This window comes from Streptomyces sp. ISL-12 (assembly GCF_018614415.1).
Lineage (GTDB): Bacteria > Actinomycetota > Actinomycetes > Streptomycetales > Streptomycetaceae > Streptomyces.
In genome coordinates, this window is the sequence record NZ_JAGGOO010000013.1 from 1 (window position 1) to 15,880 (window position 15,880).

The window sequence follows — 15,880 nt, forward strand, 5'->3', positions numbered from 1 at the left end:
CGTCGGCGCGGACGGCAGCGCCAGCCGGATAGCCGCGCACGTCGGGGTCAAGGTCGACCAGGTGGATCTGGGCCTGGAGGCGGAGATCCCGGTTCCGGAGCCGGTCGCCGAGGACTGGAAGGGCCGGGTCCTGATCGACTGGGGCCCGATGCCGGGCAGTTACGGCTGGGTCTTCCCCAAGGGCGACACGCTCACGGTCGGGGTCATCTCGGCCCGCGGCGAGGGCGCGGCGACCAAGCGCTACCTGGAGGACTTCGTCGGCCGGCTGGGCCTCGCCGGCTTCGAGCCGAGCATCTCCTCCGGGCACCTCACCCGCTGCCGCGCCGACGACTCGCCGCTGTCCCGGGGCCGGGTGCTGGTGTGCGGGGACGCGGCGGGGCTCCTGGAGCCGTGGACGCGGGAGGGTATCTCCTTCGCCCTGCGCTCGGGGCGGCTCGCGGGGGAGTGGGCGGTGCGCATCGCCGAGGCGCACGACGCCGTGGACGCCCGCCGCCAGGCCCTGAACTACGCCTTCGCCATCAAGGCCGGGCTGGGCGTCGAGATGAGCGTCGGCAAGCGGATGCTGGCGGCGTTCGAGCGCCGCCCGGGAATCTTCCACGCGGCCCTGACCGGCTTCCGGCCCGCGTGGAACGCGTTCCGGGACATCACCCGGGGCTCGACGACGCTGGGCGAACTGGTCCGCAACCACCCCATCGCCCAGCGCGCCCTGACCGGGCTGGACCGCCGGCCGGCGGCCGCCACCGCGGAGGCCGGGGCAGCCGGAGAAGCCGAGAAGGCCGGAGAAGCCGAGAAGGCCGGAGGAGCCGAGAAGGCCGGACAGGACGGGCCGGCCGGGGAAGCCGGACCGGCCGGGGGAGCCGAGGAGCAGTCCGGCTCCTGACCTGCGTTCCCTGAGCCGGGCGGGCGTCGGGCGTCGGCGTACTACCCCGGGAGCAGACGTGACCGCCCCGCGCGGGTGACGCCCGGCCGGACGGCCGGCGTCCAGCGCGGCCGTCATGAAGGGACAGCGCTAGCGCGGGGCCGGACCGCGGCGGTGGTGGCGGTACGGGCCCCCGGAGGGCACCGCCCCCGCGGCGACCCGTGGCCGTGGCGGTCCACCGCATTGCTCACGGCGTTCGTCCTGCTCGGCTCGGACTTCGCCGCCCATGCCCAGACCGGCGGACGGGCCGCGCTCGACCCCTTCGGCCACGTGCTGCTGCTGGTGGCGTGCGCCCTGCTGCTGGGGCGGCAGCGGTGTCCGGTGGCCGTCGCCTTCGGCACGGCGGCCACCGTGCTGGTCTACCTGGGGGCCGGCTACCCCTACGGGCCGGTGCTCCTCACCGTCGCCGTCGCATGCTTCAGCGCCGTCGTCGCCGGGCACCGCCGGGCCGCGTGGCGGTGGTCGCGGCGCTGTGGGCCGGGCACGTGCTGATGGCGCACTGGCTGTACCGGTGGCTGCCGCCGACCGGGGACGGCGCCGCCCCCCGGGGGCAGGAGGCCGTGGCCGCCACCTGGGCGGCGGCCGTCGTGGCCCTGCCGGAGCCGGCCCGGACCCGACGGGAGCAGTGGGCGCGGGAGCGGGCCGAGCGGGCCCGGCGGCGTGCCGACGAGGAGCGGCTGCGGATCGCCCGCGAACTGCACGACGTCCTCGCCCACAGCATCTCCGTCATCAATGTGCGGGAGGGCATGGGCCTCGCCCTCCTCGACACCGACCCCGAGCAGGCGCGCACGGCGCTCACCACCGTCAAGGCCAAGAGCAAGGAGGCGCTGGGCGAGGTGCGCCAGGTGCTCGACAGCCTCCGCGCCCCCGGTGACGCGCCGCGCGCCCCGGCCCCCGGTCTCTCCAACCTGCCCGAACTGGTCCGCGAGGCGGCGGGCGCGGGCCTCGCGGTCGACGTGGAAGGAGAGCCTCCGCCGTTGCCGCCCGGCACCGACCTGGCCGCCTTCCGCATCGTCCAGGCCCTCACCAACGTCGTACGCCACTGCGGATCACGGCACGCGCGCGTGTGCCTCGGCCGGGACGGCGCCGTCCTGCGGCCGCGGATCGACGACGACGGGCCCGCGACCGGCGCCGACGCGGGCGGCGGCGGCGACGGGCTGGCCGGGATGCGGGAGCGCGCGGCGGCGCTCGGCGGCACCATCGAGGCGGGGCCGCGCCCCGACGGCGGCTTCCGGTGCTCGCCTCCCTGCCGCTCGCACCCAGGGACACGAACAAGGAGGAAGACCGGTGATCCGCGTCCTGCCCGCCGACGACCAGTCACTGGTACGGGCCGGTTTCCGCGCGCTGCTCGACGCCCAGCCGGACATCGAGGTGGCCGGGGAGAGCGCGGACGGCGAGGCGGCGGTGCGCGCGGTGCGCGAACTGCGTCCCGACATCGTCCTGATGGACATCCGGATGCCCGTGCTCGACGGGCTGGCCGCGACCCGCCGGGTGACCGGGGACCCCGGGCTCGGGGCGGTGAAGGTCGTCATGCTGACCACCTTCGGACTCGACGAGTACGTCTTCGAGGCGATCCGCTCCGGCGCGTCCGGCTTCCTCGTCAAGGACACCGAACCGGACGAACCGCTGCGCGCCGTGCGGGCGGTGGTCGCGGGCGACGCGCTGCTCTCGCCCGGCGTGACCCGCCGGCTGATCGCCGAGTTCGCCGCCCGCTCCAAGGAGCCCGCGGCGGCCGGCGCGCTCGACCGGCTCACCGAGCGGGAACGGGAGGTGATGGCCCTGGTCGGCATCGGCCTGTCCGACGAGGAGATCACCCGCCGCCTGGTGGTCAGCCCGCTCACCGCGAAGACCCACGTCAGCTTCACCATGGTGAAGCTGGGCGCGCGGGACCGGGCGCAACTGGTGGTGCCGGCCTACGAGTCGGGGCTCGTCCTGCCGGGATGACGGGGCTGACCCGCCCGCTGGAAGCGGAGCAGCACACTCACCACCCGCACGGCGAAGACCGCCACGGCCACCGCCACGCCCCCGCCGACCAGCACACGGCGCGCCCCGGCCGGCAGCTCGAAGACGTACGCCGGTCCCGCCACCGCCCCGAACAGCACGACCGCCGCGAACGCCGCGCTGAACAGGGCGTACCCGATCTCGACGGTGACGGCGTCCCGTTCGGCCTGGCTGCGCCGAGCTCCCTGACTGGTCATACCGGGAGTCTCACAGGTGTCCTTCGGCCGGACAAGCCGGTACGGCAGGCCCGGCAGGGTGCGCCTCCTCGGCCCCAGCCTCTCCGGCTCAGCCTCCTCTGCCCAGCCTCCTCTGCCCAGCCTCCTCAGCCCACGCCCGACGTCCTCCTCAGCCCACGCCCGACGTCCGCCGCCACAGCTCGGCGAGGGAGGCGTCGCCGGTGACCTGTGGGAAGGGCTGCCGGTTCCACAGCGCGAGGTACAACCGGCCGGCGGGGCCGGTGATCTCGCACTCGGCGTCCCCGGTGTCGCCGCGCTCGGTGACGGGCGGCTCCTGCGTCACCCGTACCGTCCACACCGCGTCGGCCACGTCGGTCGCCCGGACCCGCAGGACGCGGGGTTTCTCGCTGCGGACCCGGCTCTTGGCGCGGCCGTGCATGCCGCCCAGCAGTTCGTCGATGCCGTCCGCGGCGAACTCCGCGTCGAGCGCGGAGGGGACGCCGCCGGCGGCGGACTCGGCGTCGAACCGGTGCACGGCGGTCTCGTGGGCCTGCCGCCGGGCCCAGAACACCAGCGGGGTCGGCGCGGGCAGGAACTGCCAGCAGCGGACGTCCGGCGGCGCGGCGGTGAGCGTGTCGACCAGTCGCCGGTGGTTCGCGCGGTACCAGTCCGTGAGCGCGGTGCCGTCCAGGTCCGGCGGATCGCCCATCGGGCGGGGAGAGGTCTGCCCCTGGGCGACGAACGACGCCGCCCAGCGGTGCACCACCCCGGTGTGTCCGACCAGGTCCCGCACGCGCCAGCCGGGGCAGTGCGGCACCTCGGCGTCACTCCCGGCCGCATCGGCGGCCGAGGCCAGCAGCCGGCCCTCGCGGTCCAGGAACTCGATGAATCGCGCAGTCTCCATGAGCGGTGAGTCTGTCGGACGAACTCCCCCGGGGGAACGGGTTTTCGGTGACTGAGACGGCCCTCAGCCCGGCGCCGTCACCCGCCGGTTGCAGACCGCGACCACCACCGCCACCCCGGCCAGCACCGCGACACTGGTGAGCGCGGCCGGCAGGGAGAACCAGTCGGCCATGAAGCCGATCGCGGGCGGCCCGAGGAGCATGCCGCCGTAGCCGAGCGTGGAGGCGGTCGCGACACCGCCCGGACCGCCCAGCGCTCCGGCCCGCTCCACCGCCACCGGGAAGATGTTGGCCAGCCCCAGGCCGGTGACCGCGAACCCGAACAGCGCCGCCCACACCGAGGGGGCCAGCGAGCCGAGCAGCATGCCGGCCACGGCGACGGTGCCGCCGGCCACCACGGTCGGGGTCCGGCCCAGGCGCTCCAGCAGGGCCGTACCGGTCAGCCTGCCCACCGTCATGGCCAGCGCGAAGCACGAGTACCCCACCGCGGCGACGCCCGGCGAGGCGTCGAGGTCCTGCTCCAGGTGCAGGGCGCCCCAGTCGGCCATGGCGCCCTCGCCGTAGGAACTGCACAGGGCGATCAGGCCGAAGGTGACGACGAGACGGCGGGTCCGGGCGTCCGCCTTGCGCGGGGCCTCGTCGCTTTGGGGTGAGCGGTCCGGCGGCACGAGCGGTGGGCAGCGCAGCAGGACGCGCCCGGCGAACAGGGTGACGAGCAGCCCGACGACGGTGAGGCCGAGCAGGTGCCACAGCGGGGACAGCGACCCGGCGACCAGCCCGCCGAGCCCCGCGCCGACCATGCCGCCCAGGCTGAACGCGGCGTGGAAACTGGGCATGATCGGGCGGCGCAGCACGTTCACCAGATCGACGGCGGCGCTGTTGAAGGCGACGTTGATCCCGCCGTAGGCGCTGCCGAACACGAGGAGTACGGCGCCCAGGGCGAGCGCGGAGTGGGTGAGCGGGGGCAGGGCGACGCTGAGGCACAGCAGGACGGCGCAGACCACGGTGACCGGATGGCTGCCGTAGCGGCGGCAGAGCCGTCCGGTCAGGGTCATGGTGACGACCGCGCCCGCGGAGACCCCGAGCAGGGCCAGCCCCAGGGCGCTGGCGGAGGCGCCGGTCTGCTCCTTGATGGCGGGGATGCGCACCACCCAGCCGGCGAAGACGAAACCGTCGAGGGCGAAGAAGACCGTGAGGACGATGCGGAGCCGGGTGAGGTCGGTGCGGGGGCCCGGCACGTCGTTGTGCGAACGGGTTTTGTTTATCGGCGGCACAAAGTGAGAGTAGGAGCACCCTCCGGACCGGGCAAGGGGCCCGTCCCGGCCCCTCCCGCGTCGCATACGCTCGACAGCACGATGATGAACAACCTGACCCCCCTGGAGCCGAAGGCCGACAAGGCCACGGTCAGACGGCACAACCTCAGCCTGGTCCTGAGGGCCGTGCACGACGCGGGGGAGGCGACCAGAGCCGGGGTCGCCACGCATGTCGGACTGACCCGGGCGGCGGTGTCCTCCCTGGTCGAGCAGTTGCTGGAGTACGGCTTCGTCACCGAGTGGGGCAAGACCAGCAGCGGCCAGGTGGGCCGGCCCGGCACGGTCCTGAAGGTGTCCAGGACCGGTCCGGCGGGCCTCGGCGTCGAGATCAACATCGACTTCATCACCGTCTGCGTCGTCGACCTCGCCGGCACCGACCGGGTCCGGCTGGTGGAACACGTCGACAACCGGGGCGTCCAGCCCTCCGAGGTACTGGCCCGCGCCGCCCGGCTCGCGGCCCGCGCCATCGGCTCGGCGGCCGAGCAGGACCTCACGCCGGCCGGCGTCCATGTCGCGCTGCCCGGGCTGGTCACCGGGGGCAGCGTGCGCCAGGCCCCCAACCTGGGCTGGCAGCGGGTGGCCGTCGAGGGCCTGTTCGCGCAGGCGCTGCTCGCCCTGCGCCCCGCCCAGCGCGCGCTGCCGGTCAGCTCCGACAACGAGGCCAACGCCGCCGCCCTGGCCGAGCTGTGGTTCGGCGCCGGCACCGAGGGGGTGCGCAGCTTCCTCTACCTGACCGGCGAGATCGGCATCGGCGGCGCCCTGGTCCTGCGCGGCGAACTGCTGCGCGGCGCGCACGGCTTCGCCGGGGAGATCGGGCACATGGTGGTCGACCCGGACGGCCCGCTGTGCCGGTGCGGGGCGCGCGGCTGCCTGGAGCAGTACGCCGGTCAGGGCGCCCTGCTCACGGCCGCCGGCATCGACGCGGACACGGGCGTGCGGGGCGTCGCGGAGCTGGGGCGCCGCGCCAGGCGCGGTGAGCCGGACGCCCTGGCGGCGATCGAGCGGGCGGGCCGGCAGCTCGGCGTGGTGGTGTCCGGGGCGGTCAACCTCTTCGACCCCGAGGCGGTGATGCTCGGTGGCGTCTACCGCGAGCTGAGCGACTGGCTGGCCCCGGCCGTCGACCGCGAACTGGCGCTGCGGGTGGTCTCCGGGCTGTGGACCGAGGACGGCAAGCGGCTGCGGGCCTCCTCCTCCCTCGGGGACGCGGCCCGGGGCGCCGCCGGGGTGATCGTCCGTGAGGTGCTGGAGGACCCGGCGGCGTACGCGGAACGCGGCGGCGCATGAGAAAGGGGGCCGCCCCGCCGGGCGGCCCCCTCGGTCACCTCACCGCCGGTGGGCGGCGATCAGCTCCTGGTAGAAGCGGTAGCTGTCCTTCGGCGTGCGCTCCTGCGTCTCGTAGTCGACCCGGACGATCCCGAACCGCTTGTCGTAGCCGAACGCCCACTCGAAGTTGTCGAGGAGCGACCAGACGTAGTAGCCGCGGACGTCCACGCCCGCGTCCATCGCCGCCTTCAGCGCGGTCAGATGGCCCCGCAGGTACTCCACCCGGTCGGCGTCGTGGACCGCGCCGTCCTCGGCGACCGCGTCGTCCTCCGCCGAGCCGTTCTCCGTGATGTGGACCGGCGGCAGCGCGTCACCGTACTGCTTCTTCAGCTGCACCAGCAGGTCGGTGAAGGACTCCGGCACCACCGGCCAGTTCATCGCCGTGTGCCGGACACCGGGGAGCGTGACCTCCTCGTACCGGTTGTCGGTGGCCGTGCGCAGCGCCGGGTCGGGCTCGCGGTGCGGGGCGTCGGCGACCACGATCGGCCGGTAGTAGTTGATGCCGAGGAAGTCCAGCGGCTGGGAGATCAGCTCCAGGTCGCCGTCCTGCCGGAAGTCCGCCCCGGTGATCAGCTCGCCCCAGGTCTCCTCCTCGGTGGCCGGGTAGCGGCCGGCGAGGATCGGCTCGGTCCACACCAGGTTGTGCTGGGTGTCCGCGCGGACCACCGCCGCCAGGTCGGCGGGGGAGTCGGTGGCGGGCAGGTTGCGGTCCAGGTTGAGGGTGACGCCGACCTCGCGCACCCCGGCCGCGCGCAGCGCCTTCACGGCCAGTCCGTGCCCGACCAGCAGGTGGTGGGCGGCGGCCAGCGCGCCCCGGCCCTCCTTGGCGCCGGGCGCGTGCCGGCCGATGGAGTAGCCGAGGAAGGCGCTGCACCACGGCTCGTTCAGCGTGATCCAGCGCGGCACCCGGTCGCCCAGGTGCTCAGCCACCACGGCCGTGTACTCGGCGAACCGCTCCGCCGTCTCCCGCACCCGCCAGCCGCCCCGGTTTTCGAGCGCCTGCGGCAGGTCCCAGTGGTAGAGGGTGGCGGCCGGCTCGATGCCCGCCTCCAGCAGTTCGTCGACCAGCCGCGAGTAGAAGTCCAGCCCCTTGGCGTTGACCGGGCCGCCGCCGTCCGGGACGATCCGCGGCCAGGCGATCGAGAACCGGTACGAGTCCACGCCCAGCTCGCGCAGCAGCGCCACGTCCTCGGGGTAGCGGTGGTAGTGGTCGCAGGCCACGTCACCGGTGTCGCCGTTCGCCGTCAGACCGGGGGTGTGGCTGTAGGTGTCCCAGATCGACGGACCGCGGCCGTCCTCGCGCGCCGCGCCCTCGATCTGGTACGAGGCGGTCGCGGCACCGAAGACGAAGCCGGACGGGAAGCGTGGGGAAGTCATGCCTGCGGAACCCATTTCCTTCGGTGTGGACGTCACTTGACGGAACCCCCGGTGATACCGGCGGCGATGTACTTCTGGGCGAGGACGAGCAGGATCGCCGCCGGGACCGCCGACAGCACGGACGCGGCCATCACCGAACCCCAGTCACCGACGTGCGCGCCGATGTACTGGTAGATGCCGAGGGTGACCGGCTTGACCTCGTCGGTGGTGTTCAGGGTGAGCGCGAACATGAAGTCGCTCCATGAGAACAGGAACGCGAACAGCCCCGACGTGATCAGCGAGTTGCGGCTCATCGGCAGCACCACCTTGACGAACGTCCGCACCGGCCCGGCCCCGTCGATCTGCGCCGCCTCGATCACCTCGCCCGGGATCGACACCATGAAGGAGCGCATCAGCACGATGGAGAACGGGATGCCCAGCGAGGCGTCCGCCAGCATCAGGCCGAAGTAGGAGTTGACCAGGCCCAGGTCGACGTACGAGTTGTAGAGCGCGTTGGCGATGACGATGCCCGGCACCATCTGGGTGATCAGCGTGCCGAAGACGATGGTCTTCGAGCCGCGCAGCCCGAACCGGGCCAGCCCGTAGGCGGCCGGCGCGGCGATCGCCAGGCAGATGACGACCGCGCCGAACGAGACGACCAGCGAGGTCACCAGGTGGCCGCCCTGGTCGGTGATGGCCTTGGAGAAGCCGGACAGGTCCAGGCTGCCCGGCACCGGGTCGACCTTGAGCAGGCCCGACTCGGGCTGGAGCGCGGTGTTGAGCATCCAGTACAGCGGGAAGAGCATCACGCACAGGATCAGCACACCGGCGACGGTGGAGCCCCAGCGGCGCCTCGGTGCCGTGGTGGTCTGCGAGGCCATGGACGTCACTTCCCCTCGGTGCGGTTGGCCCGCAGGTAGAACACCGCGAACACCGCGGAGATCAGGATGAGTACGTTGCCGACGACCGCGCCCGCCCCGAAGTCCAGCTGGACGAAGGAGTTCTGGTAGGTGAGCGTGCCCAGGGTCTGGGTGGCGTCGGCCGGTCCGCCGTCGGTGAGGGCGAGGATCAGGTCGAGGATCTTGACCGTCGACATGAAGCCGAGGACGAGCACGACCGTGACCACCGGCTTCAGCATCGGCAGGGTGACGGAGCGGAACGTCCGCCACGCGGAGGCGCCGTCCAGGGCGGCCGCCTCGTGCAGCTCCTTCGGGATCTCCTGGAGACCGCCGTACAGGATGACCATGTTGAACGGGATGCCGATCCAGATGTTGACCAGGATCACGGAGAGCAGGGCCATGTCCGGGCTGGTCAGCCAGGGGGTGTGGCCGCTGCCCAGGCCGACGGTGTCCAGGAAGGTGTTCAGGACGCCGGTGTCCTGGTCGAGGATGCGGCGCCACACCACGCCGGACACCACCATGGGCACCAGCCACGGCAGCAGGATCAGGGAGCGCAGGACGCCGTTGAGGGGGAACCGGCGGTTGAAGAACACGGCCAGCGCCAGGCCGATGCCGAACTGGCCCACCAGTGAGCCGGCCGTGAACACCAGGGTGTGCCACAGGGCCTTGCCGAACAGGGCGTCCTGGAAGACGTTCGACCAGTTGTCGGTGCCGTTGAACGGGGACTCGCCGGTGAAGAAGGTCTTCGGGGTGTAGTGCTGGAAGCTCATCACGACGTTGCGGACGAGCGGGTAGCCGAAGAACAGCAGCATGAAGACGACGGCGGGGGCGACGAACCCCCACTGGGTGAGCCGGCGCCGGCGCCTGAGCCGGTCCGGGTCGGGAGCGGTGGCCGTCTTCGGCTCTCTGCCGGCCGGCGTCGCGGTGACGGTCGAGGTGGTCATGGTCACGTTCCTCAGTTCCCGCTCGTGGCCCGCTGCTGGGCGCGCTTCAGTGCGGCCTCGCTGGACTGGCCGGTCAGGGCGGACTGGAAGGCGCTCTGCAGGGCGAGCGACACGCTCGACCAGCCCGCGCCGAGCTTGGCGGTACGCGACCGGGCCGCGGCCACCTGGTCGGCGAGCGCGTCCAGCTCCGGCACCTTCTCCCGCCACACGGCGGCGGCCTTGGCGTTGGCCGGGACCATCCAGCTGTTGAGCGCGTACGTCAGCTGTTCCTTCTGGCTGGAGAGACAGGCGACGATCCTACCGGCCGTCTTCTCCCGCTGCTCGTCGCCGGTGTTGGGCACGGTGAGGATGGCCCCGCCGAGCGGACCGACCGAGTCCTCGCCCGCCTCCGGCACCGGTATCTGCGCGATCTCCCAGTGCAGCGACTTGTCCGTGTTCAGGGTCTCCACCTGCCACGGACCGTTGATCATCATGGCCGCGTTGCCGGCCATGAACTGGTCGTTGACGTCCGCCTGGGTCCAGTTGACCGTCGACTTCGACAGCGAACCGTCCGCCAGCAGCGCCTTCCAGTAGTCCAGCGCCTCGGCGACCTGCGGGCTGTCCAGCTCCGCCTCGTCGCCGCCGTTGGACCACATGAACGGCATGAACTGGAAGACGCCGTCCTCCGCGCCGCCCGCGCTGAGCGCCAGCCCGTACCGCTTGCCCTCGGTGAGCTGCTTCGCCGCCGCGCGCAGTTCGTCCCATGTCTTGGGGACCTCTACGCCGGCCTGGTCGAGCAGGTCCTTGTTGTAGAAGAGCGCGAGGGTGTTCACGGAGCGGGCGGCGCCGTAGTAGGTCCCCTTGTAGGAGCCGAAGTTGACGATGCCCTCGGGGATGTCCCGGGTGCTCAGGCCGAGGGTCTTGAGGTCGACCAGGCCGCCGGCGTCGGCGAACGTCGGCATCTCGGACGCGTCGAACTGGATGACGTCCGGCAGCGACTTGGAGGACGCCATGCGCAGCGCCTTGGTCATGACCTGGGCGGCGGGGACGCTCTGCTGCTCGATGGTGACGCCCAGCTGCTTGCCGCAGCGGGCCATCGCCTCGGCGTCCCAGCGGTGGTAGGACTCGTCGGTCGAGGAGTTCATCACGGTGTACACATCGGGGTCGCGTTGCTGTCCGCAGCCGGTCAGCGCCGCCCCGGCGACCAGGACGGAGACGGCGGCGAGCGGGGCTGCGGCTCTGCGTGAGCGACGGCGCCGGCGAGGTCCGGCGGCCGGAGGGTGTGCTGTCACGGTGGGTGCCCTTGGGTGCGAGGGGGTGCCGGCCCGCCCGCGCGACCACGGCGTCACGGGGCGGATGGGAGGAGGTCCGCGGGCACCGGCCGACCCGCGGACCGGGGGTCAGCTACGGGCGCCGAGGAGGTGGTCCATGGCGAGCTGGTCGAGGTGTTCGAAGGCCATGCCGCGGGCGGCGGCGGCTTCCGCGTCGAAGGTCTCGTAGGCGGTGGGGTCGGCCAGCAGGGCGGCCAGGCCGTCCTCGGCGGTGGGCCGGGCCAGCTGGTCCAGCCGGGACGCGGCCAGCGCCTCCTGGACCTCCGGGTCGGCGCGGAAGGCGGCGGCCCGGTCCTTGAGGATCAGGTAGTTGCGCATGCAGCCCGCCGCCGACGCCCACACCCCGTCGATGTCCTCGGTCCTGGGCGGCTTGAAATCGAAGTGCCGGCACCCCTGGTACCCGGCCGTCTCCAACAGGTCCACCAGCCAGAACGCGGAACGCAGATCCCCCGCACCGAACCGCAGGTCCTGGTCGTACTTGATCCCCGACTGCCCGTTCAGATCCAGGTGGAACAGCTTGCCCGCCCACAGCGCCTGCGCGATACCGTGCGGGAAGTTCAGCCCCGCCATCTGCTCGTGCCCCACCTCCGGGTTCACCCCGAACAGCTCAGGACGCTCCAGCCGCTCGATGAACGCCAGCGCGTGCCCCACCGTCGGCAGCAGGATGTCACCGCGCGGCTCGTTCGGCTTCGGCTCGATCGCGAACCTCAGGCCGTAGCCCTGCTCCGTGACGTACTGGGCGAGCAGGTCGAAGGCCTCCTTCATCCGCTCCAGCGCCTCCCGCACGTCCTTGGCCCCGCCCGACTCCGCGCCCTCACGCCCGCCCCAGGCCACATACACCTCGGCACCCAGCTCCACGGCCAGGTCGATGTTGCGGATCGTCTTGCGCAACGCGAACCGCCGCACGTCCCGGTCGTTCGCGGTGAACGCCCCGTCCTTGAACACCGGATGCGTGAACAGGTTCGTCGTCGCCATCGGCACCTTCATGCCCGACGCGTCCAGCGCCTGCCGGAACCTCTTCACCCGCGCCTCACGGTCCGCCTCCGGCGCACCGAACGGGATCAGATCGTCGTCGTGGAACGTCACCCCGTACGCGCCCAGCTCCGCCAGACGCCGCACCGACTCGACCGGATCCAGCTCCGGCCGGGTCGCGTCCCCGAACGGGTCCCTGCCCTGCCAGCCAACGGTCCACAGACCGAACGTGAACCTGTCCTCGGGAGTGGGGTTGAAGCGCTTCGACATCGTGCGGCCCTTGCTGTCGTACCGTCGGCTCCCACGCCGGACGGTTTTGTTTGATGGCATGACTAATACGTCACGGAGCGGCTTCCGCGCTAGCCCCACAGGGGGCCCTTCTCTCCGTGAGTGCGCCGTTCTCTTCGGTTATCAGGCCAGTTCAGAGGCCGAAAAGTCGAACCGGAGCCCTTCCGCGCCGATTTGTTTTGTGTACGATCAAAATGCTCCTGAGACGTCACGCACCGCTATCCGACCGCTCTCGCCCCACCCGAGGAAGATCATGAAGTTCACCGACGGCTTCTGGCTCGTCCGCGAGGGCGTGCACCTCTCGTACGCCACCGAAGTACGCGATGTCCACGCCCAGTCGAAGCGCTTCACCGCCCATGCCGCCGTGAAGAAGGTGACACGGCGGGGCGACACACTCAATGCCCCGCTCATCACCGTCGACTGCTTCTCACCGGCCGAGGGCGTCATCGGCGTCCGGGTCACCCACCACGCGGGCAAGCGGCACCCGGGCCCCGACTTCGCGCTCGACGAGGCACCGGACGGCGTCGGCGAGGTCCGCCAGGACGGCCCGGTCACCGAGCTGACCAGCGGCCCGCTCACCCTGCGCCTGGACCGCTCCGGCCCCTGGGGGCTCACCTTCCACGACGCGGACGGACGGGAGCTGACCCGGGCCGACGCCAAGAGCACCGCGTACGCCACCACCGGCGAGGGCGCCCACCACATGCTCAGCCGCCTCGCGCTCGGCGTCGGCGAGCAGATCTACGGCCTCGGCGAGCGCTTCACCCCGTTCGTGAAGAACGGCCAGGTCGTCGACATCTGGCAGGCCGACGGCGGCACCAGCAGCGAGCAGGCGTACAAGAACATCCCGTTCTACCTCTCCTCACGCGGCTACGGCGTCTTCGTCAACCACCCCGGCGCGGTCTCCTTCGAGATCGGCTCGGAGTCCGTCGGCCAGGTGCAGTTCAGCGTGGAGGACCAGACGCTGGAGTACTACGTCGTCGCGGGCCCCACCCCGAAGGACGTCCTGTCCCGCTACACGGCCCTCACCGGCCGTCCGGCCCTGCCCCCCGTCTGGTCCTTCGGTCTCTGGCTGAGCACCTCCTTCACCACCTCCTACGACGAGGCGACCGTCACGTCCTTCGTCGACGGCATGGCCGAGCGCGGCATCCCGCTCTCCGTCTTCCACTTCGACTGCTTCTGGATGCGCGAGTACCAGTGGTGCGACTTCGAGTGGGACCCGGACGTCTTCCCGGACCCGGAGGGCATGCTGGCCCGGCTGAAGGAGAAGGGGCTCAGGATCAGTGCCTGGATCAACCCCTACATCGCCCAGAAGTCCCCGCTGTTCGACGAGGCGGCGGAACTGGGGCACCTGGTGCGCAAGCCCAACGGCGACGTGTGGCAGTGGGACCTGTGGCAGGCCGGGATGGGACTGGTCGACTTCACCAGCCCCGACGCCCGCGCCTGGTTCCAGTCGAAGCTGAAGCCGCTGCTCGACCAGGGCGTGGACTGCTTCAAGACCGACTTCGGCGAGCGCATCCCCACCGACGTGGTCTGGCACGACGGCTCCGACCCGGAGCGGATGCACAACTACTACACCCAGCTCTACAACCAGACCGTCTTCGAACTCCTGGAGAAGGAGCGCGGCCAGGGCGAGGCCGTCCTCTTCGCCCGGTCCGCGACCGCGGGCGGCCAGCAGTTCCCCGTGCACTGGGGCGGCGACTGCTGGTCCTCCTTCGGCGCCATGGCCGAGTCCCTGCGCGGCGGCCTGTCCCTGTCGCTGTCCGGGTTCGGCTTCTGGAGCCACGACATCGGCGGCTTCGAGGGCACCCCCGACCCCGCCGTCTTCAAGCGCTGGCTCGCCTTCGGCCTGCTCTCCTCGCACAGCCGGCTGCACGGCTCCTCGTCGTACCGGGTGCCGTGGGAGTTCGGCGACGAGGCGGTCGATGTCGCCCGCCGCTTCACCCTCCTCAAGCACCGCCTGATGCCCTACCTCTACGGCGCCGCCGCCGAGGCCCACCGCACCGGCGTGCCGATGATGCGCCCGATGGTCCTGGAGTTCCCCGGCGACCCGGCCTGCCGCCCGCTGGACCGCCAGTACATGCTCGGTCCCGACCTGCTCGTCGCCCCGGTCTTCACCGAGGACGGCGAGGTGGAGGTCTACCTCCCGGAGGGCACCTGGACGCACCTGCTCAGCGGCGAGCAGGTCACCGGCCCGGCCTGGCGCACCGAACGCCACGGTTACGACAGCCTCCCGCTGTACGTCCGTGAGGGCGCCGTGCTGCCGCTGGCCTCCGACGACCAGCGGCCCGACGGCGACTGGCTGGACGCGCCGACGCTGCTCGTCCACCCGTCCGCGTCCCCCGACTACGCGGCCGAGGTCACCGTGCCGGACGCGACGGGGGCGCCGGCGGCGACGTTCCGGGTGCGGCGGGACGGCGACGTGCTGCGGGTGAGCGCGGAGGGGACCCAGCGGGCGTTCACGGTGCGGGTCGCCGGCGGGGCGAGCGCCGAGGGCGCGGGTGAGGTGACGGTGCCGCTCGGCTGAGGGACCGGTGTGCGCGAGCCCCGGAGGAACGGCCTCCGGGGCTCGCGCGTGCGGGGCACGGGCAGGCGATCCGGCAGTGCGCGTGGTTCAGTGGCCGGCCAGGTGCTCGCGGAGCACCGTCTCGACGGAGACGGGTTCCCGGCCGGTCAAGGTGGCCAGCGTCGGGTCGACGGTGGCGAACTCGCCGTCGCGCGCGGCGGTGAAGATGCCCAGCAACTGCTGCGCCACGGTGGCGGGCATGCCGTGCCCCGTCACCTCCGCCAGCCACTCGTCGTCCGGCACGGTGATCCTCGTGAGGGTGCGGCCCGTGATCTCGGTGGTGAGCGAGGCGAGGTCCTCGAAGGTGAGCGCCCGTGCCCCGGTGAGCGGCGGCGTGGGGCCCTCGAAGCGGCCCTCGTCGGCCAGGACGGCGGCCGCCGCCTCGGCGAGGTCGGCGTGCGCGGTCCAGCTGAACGGCCCGTCCGTGGGGAGCACGAGCCGGCCGGACTCCACCGCCTGGCCGATGAAATGCGCCGCGCTGGCGGCGTAGAAACCGTTGCGCAGCGAGGTGAACGGTATCCCGCCGGCGCGCAGGGCCTCCTCGGTGGCGGCGTGGTCGACGCACGCCTGGAAGCGCGAGGACGGGCTGGCCCCCATCTGGCTGGTGTACAGGATGCGGCGGGCGCCCGCCGCGACCGCCGCGTCGATCGCCACGCGATGCTGCTTGACGCACTCCTCGCCCATCTTGTCGACGGAGACGATGAGCACCTGCGAGGCGCCCTCGAAGGCGTGGGCGAGACCGGCGACGTCGGTGAAGTCGCCCTGCCGTACCCGTACGCCGCGGTCGGCGAGCGCCTGCGCCTTGCGCGGGTCGCGGACGCTGACGCCGACCCGGCCGGCGGGTACGCGGGTGAGCAGCCGCTCGACGATCCGACGGCCCAGCAGGCCGGTGGCTCCAGTGATGATGATCATGA

Annotated in this window: 12 protein-coding genes and 2 pseudogenes; 5 read left to right on the forward strand and 9 right to left on the reverse strand. The window is 72.4% G+C overall.

The genetic code is table 11. The features are described from left to right. From J7I94_RS03775 to J7I94_RS03785, 3 genes and pseudogenes are all read left to right on the forward strand, one after another. Positions 1-880, forward strand: a pseudogene (locus J7I94_RS03775) (hyaluronate lyase); the annotation flags it as partial. 142 nt (positions 881-1,022) lie between these two features. Continuing rightward, positions 1,023-2,210: pseudogene (locus tag J7I94_RS03780) on the forward strand (sensor histidine kinase); the annotation flags it as partial. Then, positions 2,207-2,863, forward strand: coding sequence for a response regulator transcription factor (locus J7I94_RS03785; protein WP_215165073.1), 657 nt, complete (start codon positions 2,207-2,209; stop codon positions 2,861-2,863). The pseudogene J7I94_RS03780 and the gene J7I94_RS03785, both read left to right, overlap by 4 nt. Here J7I94_RS03785 and J7I94_RS03790 read toward each other — a convergent pair. From J7I94_RS03790 to J7I94_RS03800, 3 genes are all read right to left on the reverse strand, one after another. Then, on the reverse strand, positions 2,833-3,117 hold the full coding sequence (locus J7I94_RS03790; RefSeq protein ID WP_215165075.1) for a DUF6332 family protein: 285 nt from the start codon (positions 3,115-3,117) through the stop codon (positions 2,833-2,835). The genes J7I94_RS03785 and J7I94_RS03790 overlap by 31 nt on opposite strands. A gap of 148 nt (positions 3,118-3,265) precedes the next feature. Then, complete coding sequence (locus J7I94_RS03795; RefSeq protein WP_215165076.1) at positions 3,266-4,000, reverse strand: maleylpyruvate isomerase family mycothiol-dependent enzyme; 735 nt, start codon at positions 3,998-4,000, stop codon at positions 3,266-3,268. 63 nt (positions 4,001-4,063) lie between these two features. Continuing rightward, on the reverse strand, positions 4,064-5,236 hold the full coding sequence (locus J7I94_RS03800) for an MFS transporter (protein ID WP_215165117.1): 1,173 nt from the start codon (positions 5,234-5,236) through the stop codon (positions 4,064-4,066). 117 nt (positions 5,237-5,353) lie between these two features. Here J7I94_RS03800 and J7I94_RS03805 point away from each other — a divergent pair, with 117 nt between their 5' ends. Next, a complete protein-coding gene (locus J7I94_RS03805) occupies positions 5,354-6,595 on the forward strand; it encodes an ROK family protein (protein WP_215165077.1) in 1,242 nt (413 codons plus the stop codon). A gap of 39 nt (positions 6,596-6,634) precedes the next feature. Here the strand turns inward: J7I94_RS03805 and J7I94_RS03810 are convergent, their stop codons facing one another. The 5 genes from J7I94_RS03810 to xylA all read right to left on the reverse strand — a co-directional run bounded on the left by J7I94_RS03810 (position 6,635) and on the right by xylA (position 12,385). Beyond that, positions 6,635-8,011, reverse strand: coding sequence for a GH1 family beta-glucosidase (locus tag J7I94_RS03810; RefSeq protein WP_215165078.1), 1,377 nt, complete (start codon positions 8,009-8,011; stop codon positions 6,635-6,637). Between the two features lie 32 nt (positions 8,012-8,043). Then, positions 8,044-8,871 carry a carbohydrate ABC transporter permease gene (locus tag J7I94_RS03815; RefSeq protein WP_215165079.1) on the reverse strand — a complete coding sequence of 276 codons (828 nt, stop codon included), beginning with the start codon at positions 8,869-8,871 and terminating at the stop codon, positions 8,044-8,046. Between the two features lie 5 nt (positions 8,872-8,876). Continuing rightward, positions 8,877-9,833 (reverse strand): carbohydrate ABC transporter permease, encoded by a 957-nt coding sequence (locus J7I94_RS03820; RefSeq protein ID WP_215165080.1) that lies wholly within the window; start codon positions 9,831-9,833, stop codon positions 8,877-8,879. Between the two features lie 11 nt (positions 9,834-9,844). Beyond that, positions 9,845-11,104: a sugar ABC transporter substrate-binding protein gene (locus tag J7I94_RS03825; protein ID WP_215165081.1), complete on the reverse strand. Its 1,260-nt coding sequence runs from the start codon at positions 11,102-11,104 to the stop codon at positions 9,845-9,847. A 108-nt stretch (positions 11,105-11,212) separates the two neighbouring features. Next, entirely contained in the window at positions 11,213-12,385 is a 1,173-nt protein-coding gene (xylA, locus tag J7I94_RS03830) for a xylose isomerase (RefSeq protein WP_215165083.1), read from the reverse strand. A gap of 271 nt (positions 12,386-12,656) precedes the next feature. On the opposite strand from xylA, the gene yicI reads away from it, so the two are divergent. Beyond that, positions 12,657-14,927 carry an alpha-xylosidase gene (yicI, locus tag J7I94_RS03835; RefSeq protein ID WP_215165084.1) on the forward strand — a complete coding sequence of 757 codons (2,271 nt, stop codon included), beginning with the start codon at positions 12,657-12,659 and terminating at the stop codon, positions 14,925-14,927. 87 nt (positions 14,928-15,014) lie between these two features. Here the strand turns inward: yicI and J7I94_RS03840 are convergent, their stop codons facing one another. Then, a complete protein-coding gene (locus tag J7I94_RS03840) occupies positions 15,015-15,878 on the reverse strand; it encodes an NAD(P)H-binding protein (RefSeq protein ID WP_215165085.1) in 864 nt (287 codons plus the stop codon). Between the last annotated feature and the right edge of the window lie 2 nt (positions 15,879-15,880).